Raw genomic sequence first — 18,554 nt, forward strand, 5'->3', positions numbered from 1 at the left:
TACAAAACGAAGCCTCTGCAGAAATGCAGGGGCTTTGTTGTTTCTGGGATATTCATTCTCAATCGCCCCTTCTCCCTTTACCTTCATGCCTGTTGACCCACCTCTTTTCGCGCCAAAACTCCAGATTTCATCCTTTATGCTAAATTATGTACTGGCAATAATTATGGCGTATTCATAAAAAGGGATAATTGCATGAGCAGCATTTTTCAGCGCCCTGAATTGGCTGAATCAATGGCAAACCAGCTTCTCAATCCTGGCGTATTAGATGAAGGTCTGCGCTCGGGTCTTTTTCTGTCTGGCCTGCGCCGTACGGGTAAAACGACCTTCCTGCGTAACGACCTCATCCCAGCCCTGGAGGCAGCAGGCGCATTGGTGATTTATGTCGACCTCTGGAGCGACACGCTGGCCAACCCGGCAACGCTGGTGCACAACGCCATCCACAAGACCCTGAAAGAACTGCAAACTCCGGGCTCATCAATCCTGCAGACGCTCAAGCGAGTCAGCAATGTCGATCTGGGCGCAGCAGGATTCAAGTTCGGTTTCAAACTCGACAGCATCGGCGACGCCGACGGCCCTACATTGGCGCAAGCACTCACAGAGGTCGTCGACCAGGCAAAGGCCGATCTCGTGCTCATCATCGACGAGGTGCAACATGCCATTTCCTCCGACGATGGCAACCGACTGCTACTGGCCCTCAAGGCTGTTCGTGATGCAATCAACCCACGCCCGAATACGCCGGGCTACTTCCTCTTTATCGGCACAGGCTCCCACAGGGCTCAGGTAAGCGAGCTGACCGCCAAACGCAACCAAGCGTTCTCCGGCGCGACATCGGCCGCGTATCCGCTGCTAAAGGGTGATTACGTTGAATTCCTGCTCAACCGACTGGCAATGACGGTGAAAAAGGAAAAGCTCCCCTCCCTTGAAGCCGCCGTCGAAGCCTTCAATACCCTGGGCAATCGACCTGAGGAAATGCTCAAGGCATTGCGTCAACTACTCCAGCAGGACGGTGACCCTGATCTTTTCCTCCCCGTGATTGCCAGTACCTTACGCTCGGCAGCGGCAAGCATTGAGCTTGAAAAAGTCGAACAGCTGGGCAGCCTGGCTCAGGCGATTTTCAACAAAATCGCAGCTGCCGAAGGCGATGCTCGAGGGATTTTCTCTACCGATGCAGCTGCAGAATACTCAAAGACGGTAGGTCGCGAAGTGCGGGTTGAAGAGATTCAACCGGTGGTGATTGCACTCGTGGCGGAGAACATCATCATGCGGCGAGGGCATGGAATTTATGCGATTACGGATCAGTTTGTTCAGGAGATTTGGCTGGAGGAGCGGGCGTTGATTGAGGGGAGTTAGCAGCGACTGGACAAAGCGCTTTGCCCGCTCCCAGCAGTTTTCGGTATAACCAACATCCCCCCGCGTTGCGAACGGACTCCCATGAATGCTCTAAAACTCATCGCTCTCCTGGTGATTTTCCCGCTGCTGTTGACCGCCCTGGGTAACTGGGAGCGTCAACGCGCTGAGGAAACGACCAAGGCAATGGCCGATTACCGCAGCAATGTGAGCATCGCCAGGCAGCAGCTGCGAACGCTCGCGGCCAAAAACCCTACGGCGAGTATCGACCTGGCCACTGGCAAGATCAGCGTGGAGTTGGCTCTCTCGCGGCTGGACAAGGTCGAAGCCGAGTTGCCCACTGCAGAGCATGTGAACCGTGCCATGCGCGTGTTGGCGCCTTGGGTGATGGGCTTCGGTTTGCTCGCGGCGGCGATCGGCCTGGCGGCGTTGGCCGGGACGCACTGGGCGGGGCGGCGGGCGTTGCAGTCGCGAGAAACGTTATTACGCGTGTTCTCCCAAGGCAGTCGGTTGTTGCCCTATGGGCTGGTGAGCCATGCGGTAGCGATGGCGGCGGCGGTCGCGCTGGCCTTGTGTTACGAGGGCCTGGGGATGTGGCATGTCGGCCGGCTGGGCAGTGGCGAAGTGAAGCTGATGGCGGTGCTGGGGGTGATTGCGGCGTTCTGCCTGTATTCGATCTGGTTGTTGCTCAAGCAACTGCGCCACATGCTGGGCATGTTCACGCCCGCGCCCATGGAGATATTCGCGCGCGAGGTGATGCCTGAGCAGGCTCCGGGGTTGTGGCGCCAGGTGAATGAATTGGCCGTCAAACTCGGTGCATTGCCGCCGGATCACATTGTGGCGAGCCTGGCCCAGGGCTTTTACGTGACGTCCAGTGACGCCACGTTGCTGCCGACGCACACCTCGGTGCGCGGGCGTACGCTGCATGTGCCGTTGCCGTATCTGGGGCTGTTGAATCCGGCGGAAATCAGTGCGGTGATCGGCCATGAACTGGCGCACTTCGCGGGGCAGGATACGGAATACAGCCTGCGCTTTCTGCCGATCTACGATGGGGTCAATCGCAGCCTGGAGGCACTGCACGACACCCTGCTGGCCAGCGATCTGATCCAGGGCTGGCTGATGCGTCCGTCGTTCCTGTTCGGGGTATTTTTCATACAGCGCTTCGACCACGCGGTAAACCACTGGAGCCGCGAACGCGAGTTGCTGGCCGATGCCGCCGGCGCCCGGCTGGCAGGCAATGCGGCGGCGGCCTCGGCGCTGTTGCGGGTGTCGGTGTTGCAACCGCACATTGAAGACGCGTTGATCAGCCAATGCGAGACGGCCTCGGCAATGGACCTGACCGACGCTGTGCTGGTCGCGTTGCGCGCGCAAGGGTTGCAACTGCCACCCGAGGCGCTGGACATTCAACAGCCGCACCCGACCGATTCCCACCCCTGCAACGGCGAACGCCTGCAGGCTCTGAACGTTTCGCTGGAAGAGGCCAAACGCAACGCCACCCGCGCGGTGGATGTCGAAGCGGCGAAGGCGCAGCTCGAGGCTTTCTTCAGCTCGGCAGCGGCCCTCAGCGAACAGCTGTCCGAGGACTTGATCAAGGCAGTGACCGCCGAAGACGAGGCACAAACTGAACTGCTGAAAACATTGGCCGCTTCCGCTCAAGGTGAGCACGCCCTGCATGAGGGCGGCCGGCGGCGCGCGCTGGTCACAGCGGTATTGGCGGTGCCGTTTGCGGTGCTTGGGCTGGTGATCATGAGCCTGCCATGGCTCGCCCCGGCGCGCGTGAAAGGCACGCCGCTGTCGACCTTCGGTGCCGGCGCGGCCATCGCCAGCATCGCGTTGATGTTTGTGTGGCTGGGCGTGCGTCGTTACAAGCGTGCTCCGCAGATCGCGCTGCGCCTCACGCCGGAGCATTTTGTATTTGCCAACCTGGCGCAGCCGCTGCCGATCGAGCATATCGCTAATGTCTCGCTGCAACCGATCCAGGGCATCTGGCTAACGCTTGAACTCACGGACGAAGCACCGCTGCCCGAGCTGCGCAAAACGGCGTTTGGCGTGCCGGGTGTGCGGCTCAACAAGAAGAAGCGCCTGGTGGTGCTGCAGATGGCGCAGTTGTGCATCGATAACCGAAAGATCGAGCCTTACGAAGGGCTGACGCTGATCACCGACTACGTGAACGCGTCGCTGGCGCGCAGTATTTTGCAAAGCCGTCAGGACTGATCGGCACGCATAAAAAAACCCCGAACCAGTCGGGGTTTTTTATGGCCTGAAGTCAGGCGCAACGCGCGATCAATCAGAACACGTTGATCGGGTAGTCGGCGAACAGACGCAGTTCGTTACCACCTACGTTGTAGTTGCTGGCGTTGTTGGAGACGCGCAGCCAGGACGCACGAGCGCGCAGGCTCAGGTCTTTGGCTGGGCCGCTCTGAACGACGTATTTGAACTGGTTGAAGATTTCACGCTCGGTGCCATCGCCACGGTTGGTACCGTCGTCGATGTTGGTACCGCGCACGTAGGCCACGTTGTAGGTCAGGCCAGGCACGCCGAAGGTGGTGAAGTCCAGGCCGTAGCCGACCTGCCAGGAACGTTCGTCCTTGCCGTTGAAGTCGGACCAGTAGGAGTTGGCCAGCAGGATGGTGTTGCCGCCGTCGCCGATGCCGGTGTCCGGAGTGTTATCGCGGTAGCCGCCATACAGGTAGCCGGTATCGCCAGTGCTGCGCTGATGGGCCACGGTGAAACTGTGCGGGCCGACAGCCCAGGTAGCGCCCAGGCTCCAGATTTTGTTATCACGGGCATCGGCATCGCCGCGCTGTTCGGCGAAGCTCTTGTCCAGTTTGGTTTTGTAGCCGTTGAAGTCAAAGGTCAGCGACTGTTTTTCTGGCAGGGCCAGCACGTAGTTGACGTTGACGTATTGCTTCTTCAGCACGTCTTCCATATCGGACGCGTACAGAGCGGCGGACAGGCTTTCGGTGAATTTATAGCTACCACCGAGGTAGTTGATGCTCTTTAGGTTACCGCTGTCGGTGCCTTCAGCACTCTTGCGCGCTTCCTTGGTGAAGTGACCGGCGTCCAGTTGCAGGCCTTCGATCTCTTTGGAAACGATCGAGGTGCCGGTGTAGGTTTCGGACAACAGACGGGAGTTGTCGTAGGCCAGAACCGGTACGTTAGGAAACTGATCACCGTACTTGAGCACGGTGTTGGATACCCGGAACTTCACGGCAGCGCCGCCTTTGGCCAGGTCGTCGGCGGCTGAGCCACTGTCACCCTGCTTGAAAAAGTCAATACCGCCAGCGCCGCTGCGGCCTTTACCACCGTCCAAGCGAATAGCGTACTGACCGATCACGTCCACACCGACACCGACGGTGCCCTGGGTGAAGCCGGATTCGAATTTGCCGATGAAGCCCTGGCCCCACTCGGCTTTGTCTTGCTTGCCGTTTTTGTAGTCACGGCTGATGTAGGCGTTACGTGCAGCGATATTCAGGTGGCTGTCTTCGACAAAACCCTTGGATTGGTCCTGGTCGTTGGCCATTGCTGTCGATGCGCTCAAAATCCCCAGAGCGATCAGACTCATCCGTTGCTTCAACATATTCTTGTATTCCTTATTACGGGTTGAGTACGCGCTGCAACACCAGGCTCCATGTCACTTTTCTGGTGTCGACTTTCCAAAAAAAGAAGGCCCGCGGATGTGTGAACATCGCGCGAGCCTTTTTTTATTGGAAGAGTCATGGCGGTTAGCCACAGGCGTTGGGCGCAATCCTAGTCGCGCGCTGAATGATGTGTCAATTTCGTGAATCGTCTGTATTTAGGCGAAATAATTCTAAGCAGCCGCTGATGGCGTGTTTAAAAACGACACTTAGTTGCGCATCAGTTCGCACAACGCGTGCACTTCATCCTCACTGAACAACCCCTGCGGGTAGCGTTCACTCAATACACTGCGCGGGTCGGGCTGCCCGACGTGCCGCGTGCTGTTTTCCTTCAACCAGAGCGCCAGTGCATGGATGGCGTCACCGTCGACCCGCGAGGGGTGAAGCGGGCGTCCGTACATAGGATTGATTTCGGCGTTCATTTCAGCGCTCTCTCCGACTGCGTGAGCGGCTAACTTACTCAAGGTTTATGACAGAACTGCGCAGTCATCACCTTGGGCCACTGCTATGGCAACACCGATACAAGAGCTATGCCAAGACGCTCTGTTCACCGGTGCCCGCGCATAAAAAAGCCCGCAACCTTGCGGGGCCGCGGGCTTGCCTTGCACGCTGAAAACGCGTAGCGACAGGCCGTCGTCAGTGCGCTGTTACAACTGCACTCAACTTTTGTGCGCAGCGGGCTGCTGTTGGGTCAGGCAGTGGATGTTGCCGCCACCCAGTAACAGTTCACGGCCGGGCACCATCACCACTTCATGCTGCGGGAACAGGTTCTGCAAAATATTCCTGGCGTCGTGGTCGAGCGGGTCGTCGAAGCTCGGCGCAATGATGCCGCCGTTGACGATCAGGAAGTTAACGTAGGAACCCGCCAGCCGCACGGTCGGATTGCGCTCCTGGGAGCCATCCACCGGGTCGACACCGGCGCACTCTGCTTCGGTGGCGTACAACGGCCCCGGAATCGGCATCTTATGCACTGTGAACGAGCGGCCCTGGGCGTCCGTGCTGTTTTGCAGCACATCCATGGCCGCGTGGCAGCGTGCATAGTTGGGGTCCTGCGGGTCATCGGTCCAGGCCAACAGCACTTCGCCGGGCCGCACGTAGCAGCAGAAGTTATCCACATGGCCGTCGGTTTCATCGTTAAACAAACCGTCCGGCAGCCAGATGATCTTATCCACAGCCAGGTTGGCGCTCAGCACCGCTTCGATCTGCGCGCGGTCGAGGTGCGGGTTGCGATTGCGATTAAGCAGGCATTCCTCTGTGGTGATCAGCGTGCCTTCGCCATCGACGTGGATCGAGCCGCCCTCCAGCACAAAACCTTCGGTACGGTAGCGGGGCGCGCGCTCGATCTCCAGGATCTTGCCGCCTACTTGCGCGTCACGGTTCCACGGCGCGTACAGGCCACCGTCGAAACCGCCCCAGGCATTGAAGTCCCAGTTCACCCCGCGCACTTCGCCACTGTTGTTGATCACGAAGGTCGGGCCGGTATCGCGCACCCAGGCGTCATCGCTGGACATTTCCACCACGCGAATGTTTGGCACATCCAGGCGCGACCGGGCGTTTTCGTACTGGCCGGCGGATACACACACGGTCACCGGTTCGAACCGCGCAATGGCCTTGGCCACGGCCACATGAGCGGCCTGCGCCGGCTTGCCGCCCAGGCGCCAGTTGTCCGGGCGCTCGGGCCAGATCATCCAGGTCTGGGTCTGCGGCGCCCATTCGGCGGGCATGTGAAAGCCATCGGCGCGAGGGGTGCTGTGCAAAGTGGTCATGGCGATCAGTGCTCCGAAGGGTGTGGGTCGACTTTATAACGGATAAAAATCGGCTTTAAAAGCAAATCAAGGGCAGAAATAAGAGCCTTCTCGTTTTATCCTCGATAAGAATCGACTATTTACAACTGTTCATCGAGCACCTTCGACAGCATATCGACGAAGAAATCCACACTATGCCGAGAGGTGACCATCGGTGGTTTGATCTTGAGGATGTTCAGATAGTCGCCGGTAGGCTGCATGAAAATGCCCAACTCACGTAAACGGTCACACAGCAATTTGGTTTCCTCGGTCGCCGGTTCCAGGGTTTGCCGGTCGCGCACTAACTCCAGGCCCAGATAGAAACCGGAACCGTGCACGGCCCCGACCAACGGGTGACGCTCGATCAGGGCTTCCAGACGAGCTTTGAAATGTCCGCCCACGACTTGGGCGTTTTCCCACAGTTTTTCTTCTTCCATCACATCCAGCACCGCCATGCCGATCCGGCAGCTGACGGGGCTGCCGCCTGAGGATGAGAAGAAATAACCTTCGGCCTCCAGCGCTTCAGCGATTTCGCGGCGGGTAATCACCGCACCCAGTGGCTGGCCGTTGCCCATGCCTTTGGCCATGGTGATGATATCGGGCACTACGCCCTGCTCCTCAAAGCCCCAGAAAAAACGCCCCATGCGGCCATAACCGACTTGCACTTCATCGGCGATGCACACGCCGCCTCGGGCGCGTACCAGGCCATACACTTGCTGCAAGTAACCCGGCGGCAGCGAGATGCCACCGGCATTGCCATATACCGGCTCGCAGATGAACCCTGCCAACTGGCGTTTGCTGGCGGCGATTTTCGCCAGGTTATGTTCCACGCTTCTTACGTAGTCCGGCGCACTGTCCTGCCCGCGGAACTCACCGCGATAGGTATTGGGCGCGGTCACCGGGTGCACCCAGTCCGGGCGGCTGCTCAGGGCCTGAGGGTTGTCGGCAATCGACGTGGACACCGCGTCTGCCGCCACCGACCAGCCGTGATAGGCCTCCAGCACGCTGAGCATGTCGCGCCCGCCGCTGAAGGCCCAGGCCAGGCGGATAGCCAGGTCGTTGGCCTCGGTGCCGCTGTTGACCAGAAACACACGGTCCATGCCCTCCGGCGCCAGGGCCAGCAAGCGTTCGGAAAACTCCGTGACCGCCGCGTAGTGAAAGCGCGAGTTGGTGTTGAGCAACGACCATTGCCGCGCCGCTACCGCGGCCATGCGTGGATGCCCATGGCCCAGCACCGCCACGTTGTTGAGCATGTCCAGGTAGGAACGCCCGTGCATGTCGATCAGGTGGTTGCGCCAGCCGCGCTCGATGCGCGGCGGGTCGGTGTAATAGTGCTTCTGCGAGCGGGCGAAACTGGCGTCCCGGCGGGCCAGCAGGGTCTGGGCGTCCAGTTCAGGCTCGGCGTCGCAGGCCAGCCCCAGCACAGCGCCGGGCGACGGGCACAGGGTTTGCCAGGCCTGCGCGCGCGAGGGGGTGCAAAACAGCGGCGGTTCGAGGTCGGCAAGGCACAATTGCACGATCAGCGGCGCCACCACCTCACCCAACCGTTGCCCCTCGACCAACAATGCACCGGATTTGAGCGAGGTGCTCACACCCCACACACGCACGCTCAACTCGACGCCCTGCAGGCGCACCCGCCCGTCGGCCTCGTGGTGCAGCGTACCGGCAAAGGGCGCTTCCACCCCTGTGCCATGCGGCACGTGCAGCTCCACGTGCAGAGCAAAGGTATCCGCCTCGGTGGCGGTGTCAGGACGGGTACGCGACAACCGATATTGCCCATATCGACTGGCCGCCAACCCATGCAGCGTGGCCGCTTCGTCCAGCAACCTGCGATCGACGCCGGGCGTCTCCCAATTGCCGGCCTCGAAGTGTGGGCTGAGCACGCCCAGGTCGATCAACGCGAATTCGCGGCCGACCAGCTCCGGTAACAGCGGGGCGAAGTCCTGGCTGGCGATCGGTGTCGGCGTTTCGCCAACGCTGCCCAAAATCGCCGCTTCCATCAGCTCGAACGGCACCGAGGTGGCCACGTGGAAGATTTCCAACTCGTGTTCGGCATTTTTCAGCAAGTAGCTGTTATCCGGGTCCAAATGTTGCTGCTGCTCACTGCTCAGTACCAATACCGCCGCCCGTGCGACGATCAACGGCCACAGCGCCTGCAACTCCTCGCGTTGCAAAGGGGTCACGGCATGGCAGGCCTGAATCGCCGGCAAAATCGCAAAAGGGTCGCCCTCGGCGTGGTGCAGCAAGGCCGCGCAGGTCACCGACAGGTCAGCGATGCGCCAAGTGTGAACCAGGTCGCCAAAGTCGATTACCCCCTGGATCTGCCACTGACGCTGGGCATCACGCTGCCACAGCACGTTGTCATCGGTGATATCCATATGAACGGCTTGCCACGGCAGGCGCTCGACCAGGGGCCGAATACGGGCTTGAACCTGCGCGCTCACGCGCTCCAACGCCTCGCGATGCGCAAGGTCTTGCAGGCTGGCCAACAGGTGGGCGATCAGCTCCAGAGCATGGCGCGGGTCCCACTGCAGGGTGCGCTCAAGGCCCCCATGCTCGAACGGCGCGAGCGCCAGGCTCATGCGGCCGCACAGGTCACCGAAGCCGGCCATCACCTCGCGACCCAGGTGGGGCCTGTGGGTCAATGGCTGGCCGTCGAGATAGTCCAGCAGGCGCAAGTGCAGGGTTTGTCCGCCGATTGACAGGGTGAGCAATTCATCGCCGGCCAGGGTCTTGATCACCTTGGGCACGCGCACATCGGCGTGGGTCTGCAAATGACTGAGCGCCGCGTGCTGAGCCTGCAGCTCCAGCGCCGCGTAGTCACCTCGACAGATTTTCAGAACAAACCGACCCTGGGGGGTGTCGACTCTGTAATTGAGGTCTTGCTGGCTGCCGAGCGACTGCAAAGTGCCAGCAAGGCCATAGTGCTGCGCCAGGAGTTGAGTTGCTTGATCGGGGCCTACTTGCGGGCAAGGTAGACTGGCGCGATGGATCAACGTGGCGAGCAGCATGATGGCGATCTCTGTTTTTATCAGGCACCTATATCGCCATTGTTCATTGGGTTAAGCAACCCCCGGTGCCAACTGCACTTGCGCTGCCCGACGCCACAACTCAAGCTATGCCCCACTCGCTCGATGTCCGTCTAAGGAAAAGGCTCCCCGACATGCGTATTCTCATCACCGGCGGTGCCGGTTTTATTGGCTCTGCCCTTATCCGTCACCTTATCCAAAACACCGAGCATGAAGTGCTCAACCTCGACAAACTCACGTATGCCGGCAACCTGGAGTCGCTGACCAGCATCGCGTCCAACAGCCGCTACGAGTTCGTCCAGGCCGATATCATCGACCAGGCCACCGTCAGCACCGTGCTGGCGCGCTTCGAGCCCCAGGCCATCATGCACCTGGCCGCCGAGTCCCACGTCGACCGTTCGATTGATGGCCCGTCGGATTTTATCCAGACCAACATCGTCGGCACCTACAGCCTGCTCGAAGCTACCCGCGCCTATTGGCATAAGCTGGCCGAACCTGCCAAAAGCGCTTTCCGCTTCCATCATATTTCCACCGATGAAGTGTATGGCGACCTGCACGGGGTGGACGATCTGTTCACCGAGACCACGCCCTACGCACCCAGCTCGCCCTACTCCGCCAGCAAGGCCGCTTCCGACCATCTGGTGCGCGCCTGGCAGCGTACCTATGGCCTGCCTGTGCTGCTGACCAACTGCTCGAACAACTACGGGCCGTTCCATTTCCCCGAAAAGCTGATCCCGTTGGTGATTCTCAACGCCCTCGCGGGTAAGCCATTACCGGTCTATGGTGATGGTTTGCAGGTGCGCGACTGGCTGTTCGTCGAAGACCACGCCCGCGCCCTGCTGAAAGTGGTCACCGAAGGCGTGGTTGGCGAGACCTACAATATCGGCGGGCACAACGAGCAAAAGAACATCGACGTGGTACGCGGTATCTGCACCCTGCTGGAAGAGCTGGCACCACAGCGGCCCGCAGGCGTCGCGCAATTCAGCGACCTGATCACCTTCGTCAAGGATCGTCCAGGTCACGACCAACGCTACGCGATCGACGCCAGCAAGATCGAGCGCGAGCTGGGCTGGGTTCCGGAAGAAACCTTCGAAAGCGGCCTGCGCAAAACCGTGCAGTGGTACCTCGATAACCTGGAATGGTGCCGCAGGGTCCAGGACGGCAGTTATCAGGGCGAACGTTTGGGCAACACCGACATGAAGGATCTGATTGCATGATGAAGGGAATCGTATTGGCCGGTGGCTCCGGCACGCGTTTGCACCCCATTACCCTGGGCGTGTCCAAACAACTGTTGCCGGTGTACGACAAGCCGATGATCTACTACCCGATCTCAGTGCTGATGCTGGCGGGGATCAAGGACATCCTGGTGATTTCCACACCGGTGGACTTGCCGCAATACCGCAACCTGCTGGGCGATGGCAGCCAGTTCGGCGTGCGATTCAGCTACGCGGAGCAGCCGTCGCCTGATGGCTTGGCCCAAGCGTTCATCATCGGCGAAGAGTTTATCGGCGATGATCCGGTCTGTTTGATCCTGGGCGACAATATCTTCCACGGTCAGCATTTCGGCGATCAATTGCGCACCGCCGCCAATCGCCCGTCCGGCGCCACGGTATTCGGTTACTGGGTCAAGGATCCCGAACGTTTCGGTGTGATCGATTTCGACAAGGAAGGCCGTGCGCTGTCCATCGAAGAAAAACCCGCCAAGCCCAAATCCAGCTACGCCGTGACCGGCCTGTACTTCTACGACAACGATGTGATCAAGATCGCCAAGGCGGTCAAGCCTTCGCCTCGTGGTGAACTGGAGATCACCGACGTCAACAATGCCTACCTCAAGCGTGGCGACCTGCATGTTGAACGCTTTGGCCGTGGTTTTGCCTGGCTCGACACCGGCACACACGACAGCTTGCTTGAGGCCTCGACGTACGTGCAGACCATCGAACATCGCCAAGGGTTGAAAGTGGCATGCCTTGAAGAAATCGCCTACGAAAATGGCTGGATCGATCGGGATTATTTGCTTGAGCGCGCCAAATATTTCGGCAAGACCGGCTATGGTCAATATTTGTTCACCCTCGCCAAGGAAACTACATGAAGGTAACCGCCACTGAGCTGCCCGGTGTATTGGTCATCGAGCCAAAGGTTTTTGGCGACGAACGCGGCTTTTTCTACGAGAGTTTCAACGCGCGAGCATTTGCCGACGCCACCGGACTGCAGCAGCAGTTTGTGCAGGACAATCACTCACGCTCGCAGAAAGGGGTGTTACGCGGCCTCCACTATCAGGTGCAACACGCCCAAGGCAAGCTGGTCCGAGTGACGGCTGGCGAGGTACTGGACGTGGCAGTGGATATACGCCGCAGTTCGCCGAATTTCGGCAAGTGGGCCAGTGTGCGCCTGTCGGCCGATAACAATCGTCAACTATGGATACCTCCTGGATTCGCTCATGGTTTTGTGGTGCTCAGCGACTATGCGGAGTTTCTCTACAAGACCACGGACTACTACACGCCGGAGGCCGAGCGATGCATTCGCTGGGACGACAGTGAACTCAACATCGATTGGCAATTGAGCAGCCCGCCGACCCTGTCCACCAAGGACCAGAACGGCGCGCGGTTTAATGAGGCCGAAGTGTTTCCATGAGCAGCGCCTTGAAAATCCTTATCACCGGCCAACACGGTCAAGTCTCCCAGGCGCTGCAGCAGCAGCTCCCCCCGCTCGGCGAGCTGATCGTGCTGGGTCGCGATCAATTGGATCTGACCAACGCCGACCAGATTCGCCGGCAGGTCCGTGCCCATCGTCCCGACCTGATCATCAATGCCGCCGCCCACACGGCGGTCGACCAGGCCGAAAGCGAGCCGGAGGTGGCCTTCGCGATCAATGCCACCGCCCCCGGCATCCTGGCTGAAGAGGCCAAGGCCCTGGGCGCGCCGCTGATCCACTACTCCACCGACTACGTGTTCGACGGCAGCAAGGCGGCGCCGTACACCGAAGCGGACACGCCGCACCCGTTGGGCGTGTATGGCCAGAGCAAGCTCGCCGGCGAGCAGGCGATTACGGCAGTGGGAGGCGAGCACCTGATCCTTCGCACCAGTTGGGTCTACTCCAACCACGGCAAGAACTTCCTGCTGACCATGCAGCGCCTGTTGCAGGAGAAGCCGCAGATGCGCATCGTCGCCGACCAGATTGGCGCGCCGACCTGGGCCGGTACCATCGCAGGCAGCACCCGCGCCCTGATCGAACGTTGGCAGGCCGGGGGTGCCGGAGCATGGGGGGTCTACCACCTGACCGCCCAGGGTGAAACGTCGTGGTTCGGCTTTGCCGAGGCCATCGGCGAGTACCTGCGGGCCACCGGCAAAGCCTGCGCCGAGCTGGAAGCCATCCCTTCCAGTGCTTACCCGACGCCCGCCAAACGCCCGTTGAACTCGCGCCTCGACTGCAGCCGTCTGCAACGCGAATGGCACGTCAGCCAGCCGCACTGGCTGGACGCACTGCGCGAGTGTCTTGCACAGCCGCACTAGGCATAATGCGCCCGTACCCACAGGCGCATGACTCCCATGACTCCACCCCTTCCGCGAAGACCCCGCTGGCGCAGCCTCGCGCTGCTGGCGTTGTGCCTGGCACCGCTGCTATGGCCGCTGGAGCACCTGGCCGAGCGCTACTATCGCAGTGAACTGGCCGGGCAGAACCGCCAGACCCTCGACCTGTACGTCGCCAACCTGCTGGGCACCCTGCACCGCTACGAAGTGCTGCCGCAGATCCTCGGCGACCTGCCCGCCTTGCGCAGCGCACTGGCGGCGCCGCAGGTCAGCACCAATCTGGCCAACGCCAATCAATTGCTCAGGGACGTCGCCGCGCAGGCCGGTGTGGAGGTGATGTACCTGATGGACACCACCGGCAAGACCCTTGCCGCGTCCAATTGGGACAAACAGGACAGCTTTGTCGGACGCAATTTCTCGTTCCGGCCGTATTTCAGCGAAGCCATGGCCGGGCGCCTGGGACGCTTTTTCGGGCTGGGCACCACCTCCGCCAAACGTGGGTATTTTTTCGCCGCAGCGGTGCGCGATGGGGAAAAAATCATCGGTGTGCTGGTGGTCAAGGTCGACCTGGACCACACCGAAAGCCTGTGGGGCAACACCCCGGAACAACTGCTGGTCACCGACCACAACGGTGTGGTGATCCTGACCTCACGCCCGCAATGGCGATTTCGCGCCACGCGGCCGCTTACCCCCGAAGAACGCCAGGCCATCATCGCCATCCAACCCTACCCGACGCGCGACCCACAGCCGCTGAACCTGAGCAGCAGCGCCTGGCTGCGGCAGTCCACGGCCATCGCCGAAACCGGCTGGAATGTAGAAATTCTCGCGCCGAAATCCTTGATCAGTCGCCCGGTGCGCACCGTGGTGGCCGTGGGCGGCGCGGCGCTGCTGGCGTTGATGCTGTTGCTGGGGTTGTTGATGCAGCGCCGCCGACATTATCTAGAACGCATCGCTTTCGAAGCCAAGGCCCGCCGCGAACTGGAAATGCGTGTGGCCGAACGGACCAGCGACCTGGAAGGCCTTAACCGGCGCCTGAAACAGGAGGTGCTGGAACGCGAGCACGCCCAGCAGGAACTGGTACGCGCCCAGGATGACCTGGTGCAGGCCGGCAAGTTGTCTGCGCTGGGAACCATGTCGGCGAGTATCAGCCATGAACTCAACCAGCCCCTGGCCGCAATCCGCAGCTACGCCGAGAACGCCGAAATCCTGCTCGATCATCAGCGCACAGACGACGCGCGCGGCAACCTCAAGCTGATCAGCGAGCTGACCGGGCGCATGGCCTCGATCATCGCCCATCTGCGCGCCTTCGCCCGCCGCGACCGCCACGCGCCTGAAAGCGTAGCCCTGCAACCCGCGCTCGACGATGCCCTGGCGCTGCTGGCCAAACGTCGCCGCTCGATGGAGGTGGAGCTGATCCGCGATCTACCGGAAGCCACGCTATGGGTGCAGGCCGGCGAGACTCGCCTGCGCCAGGTACTGGGCAATCTGCTGGCAAATGCCTTGGACGCACTGACCGAAAAAGGCCCGCCGCGCAAACTCTGGCTGAGTGCCGAAACCACCGCCCAGGGCGTCAACCTGTACATTCGCGACAACGGCCCGGGCTTTTGCATGGAAGCCCTGGGCCGCGCCAGCGAGCCGTTCTACACCACCAAGACGCGCACCCAGGGCCTGGGGCTGGGCCTGGCCATCTGTGAAACGCTGATGCGCGCCTTTGGTGGCGAACTGTTGTTTGCCAACCACAAGGAAGGCGGCGCGCTGTTAACCTTGAAATTGCGCGCCGGCTCGCCGGGCGTCAGTCTGCAACCGTCCGAGGACCGCAGTGTATGAGTATCGATAACCAGATTCAGGTGGTGCTGATCGACGACGATCCGCACTTGCGTCAGGCCCTGTGCCAGACCCTGGACCTGGCCGGGCTGAAAGTCCTGCCACTGGGCGAAGCCACCGGCCTCACCGCACAGCTGTCGCGAGACTGGCCGGGAGTGGTGGTCAGCGATATCCGTATGCCCGGTATTGACGGCCTGGAGCTTTTGACCGAACTGCACGGCCAGGACCCGGACCTGCCGGTGCTGTTGATCACCGGCCACGGTGATGTGCCGCTGGCCGTGCAAGCCATGCGCGCCGGCGCTTACGACTTCCTCGAAAAACCCTTCGCCAGCGACGCCTTGCTCGACAGCGTGCGCCGCGCCCTGGCCCTGCGTCGACTGGTGCTGGACAACCGCAGCCTGCGCCTGGCCCTCAGCGACCGCCAGCAACTGAGCACACGCCTGGTGGGGCATTCGCCGCAGATGCTGCGCCTGCGCGAGCAGATCGGCGCCTTGGCCGCGACCAGGGCCGATGTGCTGATCCTGGGCGAGACCGGCGCCGGTAAAGAAGTGGTGGCGCGCGCGCTGCACGATCTGTCGAGCCGACGCAGCGGGCCGTTCGTGGCGATCAACGCCGGGGCGCTGGCCGAATCGGTGGTCGAAAGCGAACTGTTCGGCCATGAACCCGGCGCGTTCACCGGCGCACAGAAACGCCGCATCGGCAAATTCGAGTTCGCCAATGGCGGCACGTTGTTTCTGGATGAAATCGAAAGCATGAGCCTGGATGTGCAGGTCAAGCTCCTGCGCCTGTTGCAGGAGCGCGTAGTCGAGCGCCTGGGTGGCAACCAGTTGATCCCGCTGGACATCCGCATCATTGCCGCCACCAAGGAAGACCTGCGCCAGGCCGCTGACCAGGGCCGCTTCCGCGCCGACCTGTATTACCGTCTCAACGTCGCGCCGCTGCGCATTCCACCGTTGCGCGAACGCGGCGAGGATGCGCTGATGCTGTTCCAGCACTTCGCCGACGAAGCCAGCAGCCGCCACGGCCTGCCGCTGCATGAATTGCAACCGGGCCAGCGCGCATTGCTGTTGCGCCACAGCTGGCCGGGTAACGTGCGGGAACTGCAGAACGCCGCCGAACGCTTTGCACTGGGCCTGGAACTGGCCCTGGACAGCTCGGCCGACAACCCCACCGGCAGCGTGCTGACATCTACACCGGGCGGCTTGAGCGAACAGGTCGAACAGTTCGAAAAAAGCCTGATCGCCGCCGAACTCGCCCGCCCTCACAGCTCCCTGCGCAGCCTTGCCGAAGCCTTGGGCGTACCGCGCAAGACCTTGCACGACAAACTGCGCAAGCACGGGCTGAACTTCGCCGACAGCACTCATCAGGGTGCCGACGACGAATGACCCTTCCCATCCGCCAAGAGGCCGCCATGAGCCGCGACAGCCGTTACCTGGAATCCATCCTTCACCACGACATTCCCCTGACCCGGGAAATGGGGCTCAAGGTGCTCGACTGGCAACACGGCCAGTTACAGCTGCACCTGCCCTTGCAAGCCAATATCAACCACAAGAGCACCATGTTTGGCGGCAGCCTTTACTGCGGCGCGGTGCTGGCAGGCTGGGGCTGGCTGCACCTGCAGCTGCGCGAAGAAGGCATCGAGGACGGGCATATCGTGATTCAGGAGGGGCAGATCAGCTATCCGCTGCCGGTGACACGGGACGCCACGGTGATTTGCCAGGCGCCCGAGGACAAGGTGTGGAAGCGCTTTTGCACGACCTACCAGCGCTATGGTCGGGCGCGGTTGACGTTGGACACGTGGATCGTGAATGAGGGAAGTGACGAACGAGCGGTCGCCTTCACCGGCCAATACGTTCTGCACCGCTAGAAACCCATATACAAAACAACTCTGGGAGCGGGCCAGCTCCCCCAGTCAGATTCCTTAAGGTGTTAAGAACGCGCCAAGCTCAGCAAACGCTCACGCCACGCCGCCTTGGCCGGCAGCGCCAAAAAGAACGGATTGAGCAGCGATTCACGCGCCGGATAACTGAACGGCGCACCGCTCAACTCCAGTACTTCGCCACCGGCGCCTTCCAGCACGCCCTGTGCGGCAGCGGTGTCCCATTGCGATGTCGGCGCCAGGCGTGGATAGCAATCGGCACTGCCTTCAGCCAGCAGGCAAAACTTCAGCGAGCTGCCGATATTGGCCAGCTTCAACTCACCCAACCCCTCACTGAGCCCTTTGAGCAGACGCTCTTGCTCAGGGCTGCTGTGTCGACGACTGGCCACCACCGTAAAGGACTCACCCAGCCCCGGCGCTTCGCGTACCTGAATCTGTCGAGGGGCTTCGTTGACGTCCGACCGCCACGCTCCCAGGCCAGCGCCACCGAAGTAGCAACGACCACTGGTGGGCATCGAGACCACGCCAAACACTACGCGCCCTTCTTCGATCAGCGCGATATTGACGGTGAATTCTTCGCTACCGGCGATGAACTCCTTGGTGCCGTCCAGCGGGTCCACCAGCCACCAGCGCTGCCAGGCGGCACGCACGCTCTGGTGGATATCGGCATCTTCCTCGGAGAGCACCGGGATGCTCGGGTCCAGGGCCGTAAGGCCATCGAGAATCAGATGATGGGCCGCCAGGTCCGCTGCTGTGACCGGCGAATCGTCGGCCTTGGAGGTCACGGCCACATCGGCGCGCCAGTACGGGAGGATTACTTCTCCGGCCTGCCGGGCCAATTCAATCACAGGGGCAATAAACGGGTGGCCCAGAAACAGTTCGCTCATGCGGTGAAGGCTCCGCGCTGGGTCAACAGGTCACGAACCAGGTACAGCGCGGCCAGGGCGCGGCCTTCGCTGAATTGCTCGTTCTGCGCCAGGCTCGACAGCTCCCGCAGGTTGACCTTGTCCACCCGCATCGGCTCGGGCTCATCGCCTTCCAGGCGCTCTTCATACAAATCGGTGGCCAGCACCACTTGGATTTTCTGGCTCATATAGCCCGGCGACAGCGACAGCTCGGTAATGTGCTCCAACTGTCGCGCACCGTAGCCGGCCTCCTCCTTGAGTTCCCGGTCCGCGGCGGCCAGTACGTCCTCGCCGGGCTCGATCAGGCCCTTGGGCAGTGACACTTCATATTCGTCCGTGCCGCCGCAGTATTCCTCCACCAGCAGCGCATGGTCGTCATCGATCATCGCCACGATCATCACTGCGCCGTAACCCGCACCCCGCCCCACCAGGCGCTCGTAGGTCCGTTCAACGCCATTGGAGAAGCGCAACTGCACTTCCTCCACGCGGAACAAACGGCTACTGGCGACTATTTCGCGGGCGAGAACAGTGGGTTTCTGGCGCATAAGCGGCTCCTTGGCGTGATCGGGTTACTATACCGTGGCTTTTCTGATTGTCTGCGTCGGATATCTTTACTTACGT

At 61.2% G+C, this 18,554-nt stretch carries 15 protein-coding genes; 9 read left to right on the forward strand and 6 right to left on the reverse strand.

Translation table 11 applies throughout. The annotated features are described in order from the left end of the window. Positions 1–192: 192 nt before the first annotated feature. Positions 193–1,350: an AAA family ATPase gene (locus G7025_RS20935; RefSeq protein WP_181080999.1), complete on the forward strand. Its 1,158-nt coding sequence runs from the start codon at positions 193–195 to the stop codon at positions 1,348–1,350. 81 nt (positions 1,351–1,431) lie between these two features. Further along, complete coding sequence (locus G7025_RS20940) at positions 1,432–3,561, forward strand: M48 family metallopeptidase (RefSeq protein WP_181081000.1); 2,130 nt, start codon at positions 1,432–1,434, stop codon at positions 3,559–3,561. A 73-nt stretch (positions 3,562–3,634) separates the two neighbouring features. On the opposite strand, the gene G7025_RS20945 is transcribed toward G7025_RS20940, so the two are convergent. From G7025_RS20945 to G7025_RS20960, 4 genes are all read right to left on the reverse strand, one after another. Further along, entirely contained in the window at positions 3,635–4,927 is a 1,293-nt protein-coding gene (locus G7025_RS20945) for an OprD family porin (RefSeq protein ID WP_181081001.1), read from the reverse strand. A 267-nt stretch (positions 4,928–5,194) separates the two neighbouring features. Then, the gene (locus G7025_RS20950; protein ID WP_181081002.1) at positions 5,195–5,407 is read right to left on the reverse strand and encodes a hypothetical protein; all 213 of its coding nucleotides are present in this window, start codon (positions 5,405–5,407) and stop codon (positions 5,195–5,197) included. A 237-nt stretch (positions 5,408–5,644) separates the two neighbouring features. Then, positions 5,645–6,751, reverse strand: coding sequence for an agmatine deiminase (aguA, locus tag G7025_RS20955; RefSeq protein ID WP_181081003.1), 1,107 nt, complete (start codon positions 6,749–6,751; stop codon positions 5,645–5,647). 119 nt (positions 6,752–6,870) lie between these two features. Beyond that, entirely contained in the window at positions 6,871–9,780 is a 2,910-nt protein-coding gene (locus tag G7025_RS20960) for an aminotransferase (protein ID WP_181081004.1), read from the reverse strand. Between the two features lie 152 nt (positions 9,781–9,932). On the opposite strand from G7025_RS20960, the gene rfbB reads away from it, so the two are divergent. From rfbB to G7025_RS20995, 7 genes are read left to right on the forward strand one after another with little or no spacing between them, the layout of a single operon-like run. After that, positions 9,933–11,015 carry a dTDP-glucose 4,6-dehydratase gene (gene rfbB / locus G7025_RS20965; protein ID WP_181081005.1) on the forward strand — a complete coding sequence of 361 codons (1,083 nt, stop codon included), beginning with the start codon at positions 9,933–9,935 and terminating at the stop codon, positions 11,013–11,015. Continuing rightward, entirely contained in the window at positions 11,012–11,887 is an 876-nt protein-coding gene (gene rfbA / locus G7025_RS20970) for a glucose-1-phosphate thymidylyltransferase RfbA (RefSeq protein WP_181081006.1), read from the forward strand. Before rfbB ends, rfbA begins: the two co-directional genes overlap by 4 nt. Continuing rightward, entirely contained in the window at positions 11,884–12,429 is a 546-nt protein-coding gene (rfbC, locus tag G7025_RS20975; RefSeq protein ID WP_181081007.1) for a dTDP-4-dehydrorhamnose 3,5-epimerase, read from the forward strand. Before rfbA ends, rfbC begins: the two co-directional genes overlap by 4 nt. Next, a complete protein-coding gene (gene rfbD, locus G7025_RS20980) occupies positions 12,426–13,307 on the forward strand; it encodes a dTDP-4-dehydrorhamnose reductase (RefSeq protein ID WP_181081008.1) in 882 nt (293 codons plus the stop codon). The genes rfbC and rfbD overlap by 4 nt, the downstream gene beginning before the upstream one ends. A gap of 36 nt (positions 13,308–13,343) precedes the next feature. Then, positions 13,344–15,152, forward strand: coding sequence for a sensor histidine kinase (locus G7025_RS20985; protein ID WP_181081009.1), 1,809 nt, complete (start codon positions 13,344–13,346; stop codon positions 15,150–15,152). Then, positions 15,149–16,534, forward strand: a complete 1,386-nt coding sequence (locus G7025_RS20990) for a sigma-54-dependent transcriptional regulator (RefSeq protein WP_181081010.1) — start codon at positions 15,149–15,151, stop codon at positions 16,532–16,534. The genes G7025_RS20985 and G7025_RS20990 overlap by 4 nt, the downstream gene beginning before the upstream one ends. 26 nt (positions 16,535–16,560) lie before the next feature. Further along, on the forward strand, positions 16,561–17,016 hold the full coding sequence (locus G7025_RS20995; RefSeq protein WP_181081057.1) for a YiiD C-terminal domain-containing protein: 456 nt from the start codon (positions 16,561–16,563) through the stop codon (positions 17,014–17,016). Between the two features lie 62 nt (positions 17,017–17,078). Here G7025_RS20995 and cysQ read toward each other — a convergent pair whose 3' ends face one another. After that, positions 17,079–17,915, reverse strand: a complete 837-nt coding sequence (gene cysQ / locus G7025_RS21000; RefSeq protein WP_181081011.1) for a 3'(2'),5'-bisphosphate nucleotidase CysQ — start codon at positions 17,913–17,915, stop codon at positions 17,079–17,081. Further along, positions 17,912–18,478: an ADP compounds hydrolase NudE gene (gene nudE / locus G7025_RS21005; protein WP_181081012.1), complete on the reverse strand. Its 567-nt coding sequence runs from the start codon at positions 18,476–18,478 to the stop codon at positions 17,912–17,914. The genes cysQ and nudE overlap by 4 nt, the downstream gene beginning before the upstream one ends. Positions 18,479–18,554 lie beyond the last annotated feature (76 nt).

The organism is Pseudomonas lurida (assembly GCF_013522705.1).
Taxonomy (GTDB): Bacteria; Pseudomonadota; Gammaproteobacteria; order Pseudomonadales; family Pseudomonadaceae; genus Aquipseudomonas; species Aquipseudomonas quebecensis.

What these genes read in the sequence shown, in the direction of transcription:
- G7025_RS20950 (WP_181081002.1), bottom strand. Translation starts at nt 5,407, where the DNA reads ATGAACGCCGAAATCAATCCTATGTACGGACGCCCGCTTCACCCCTCG.
- cysQ (WP_181081011.1), bottom strand. Translation starts at nt 17,915, where the DNA reads ATGAGCGAACTGTTTCTGGGCCACCCGTTTATTGCCCCTGTGATTGAA.
- G7025_RS20935 (WP_181080999.1), top strand. Translation starts at nt 193, where the DNA reads ATGAGCAGCATTTTTCAGCGCCCTGAATTGGCTGAATCAATGGCAAAC.
- rfbC (WP_181081007.1), top strand. Translation starts at nt 11,884, where the DNA reads ATGAAGGTAACCGCCACTGAGCTGCCCGGTGTATTGGTCATCGAGCCA.
- aguA (WP_181081003.1), bottom strand. Translation starts at nt 6,751, where the DNA reads ATGACCACTTTGCACAGCACCCCTCGCGCCGATGGCTTTCACATGCCC.
- nudE (WP_181081012.1), bottom strand. Translation starts at nt 18,478, where the DNA reads ATGCGCCAGAAACCCACTGTTCTCGCCCGCGAAATAGTCGCCAGTAGC.
- rfbB (WP_181081005.1), top strand. Translation starts at nt 9,933, where the DNA reads ATGCGTATTCTCATCACCGGCGGTGCCGGTTTTATTGGCTCTGCCCTT.
- G7025_RS20940 (WP_181081000.1), top strand. Translation starts at nt 1,432, where the DNA reads ATGAATGCTCTAAAACTCATCGCTCTCCTGGTGATTTTCCCGCTGCTG.
- G7025_RS20985 (WP_181081009.1), top strand. Translation starts at nt 13,344, where the DNA reads ATGACTCCACCCCTTCCGCGAAGACCCCGCTGGCGCAGCCTCGCGCTG.
- rfbA (WP_181081006.1), top strand. Translation starts at nt 11,012, where the DNA reads ATGATGAAGGGAATCGTATTGGCCGGTGGCTCCGGCACGCGTTTGCAC.
- G7025_RS20995 (WP_181081057.1), top strand. Translation starts at nt 16,561, where the DNA reads ATGAGCCGCGACAGCCGTTACCTGGAATCCATCCTTCACCACGACATT.
- G7025_RS20945 (WP_181081001.1), bottom strand. Translation starts at nt 4,927, where the DNA reads ATGTTGAAGCAACGGATGAGTCTGATCGCTCTGGGGATTTTGAGCGCA.
- G7025_RS20990 (WP_181081010.1), top strand. Translation starts at nt 15,149, where the DNA reads ATGAGTATCGATAACCAGATTCAGGTGGTGCTGATCGACGACGATCCG.
- G7025_RS20960 (WP_181081004.1), bottom strand. Translation starts at nt 9,780, where the DNA reads ATGCTGCTCGCCACGTTGATCCATCGCGCCAGTCTACCTTGCCCGCAA.
- rfbD (WP_181081008.1), top strand. Translation starts at nt 12,426, where the DNA reads ATGAGCAGCGCCTTGAAAATCCTTATCACCGGCCAACACGGTCAAGTC.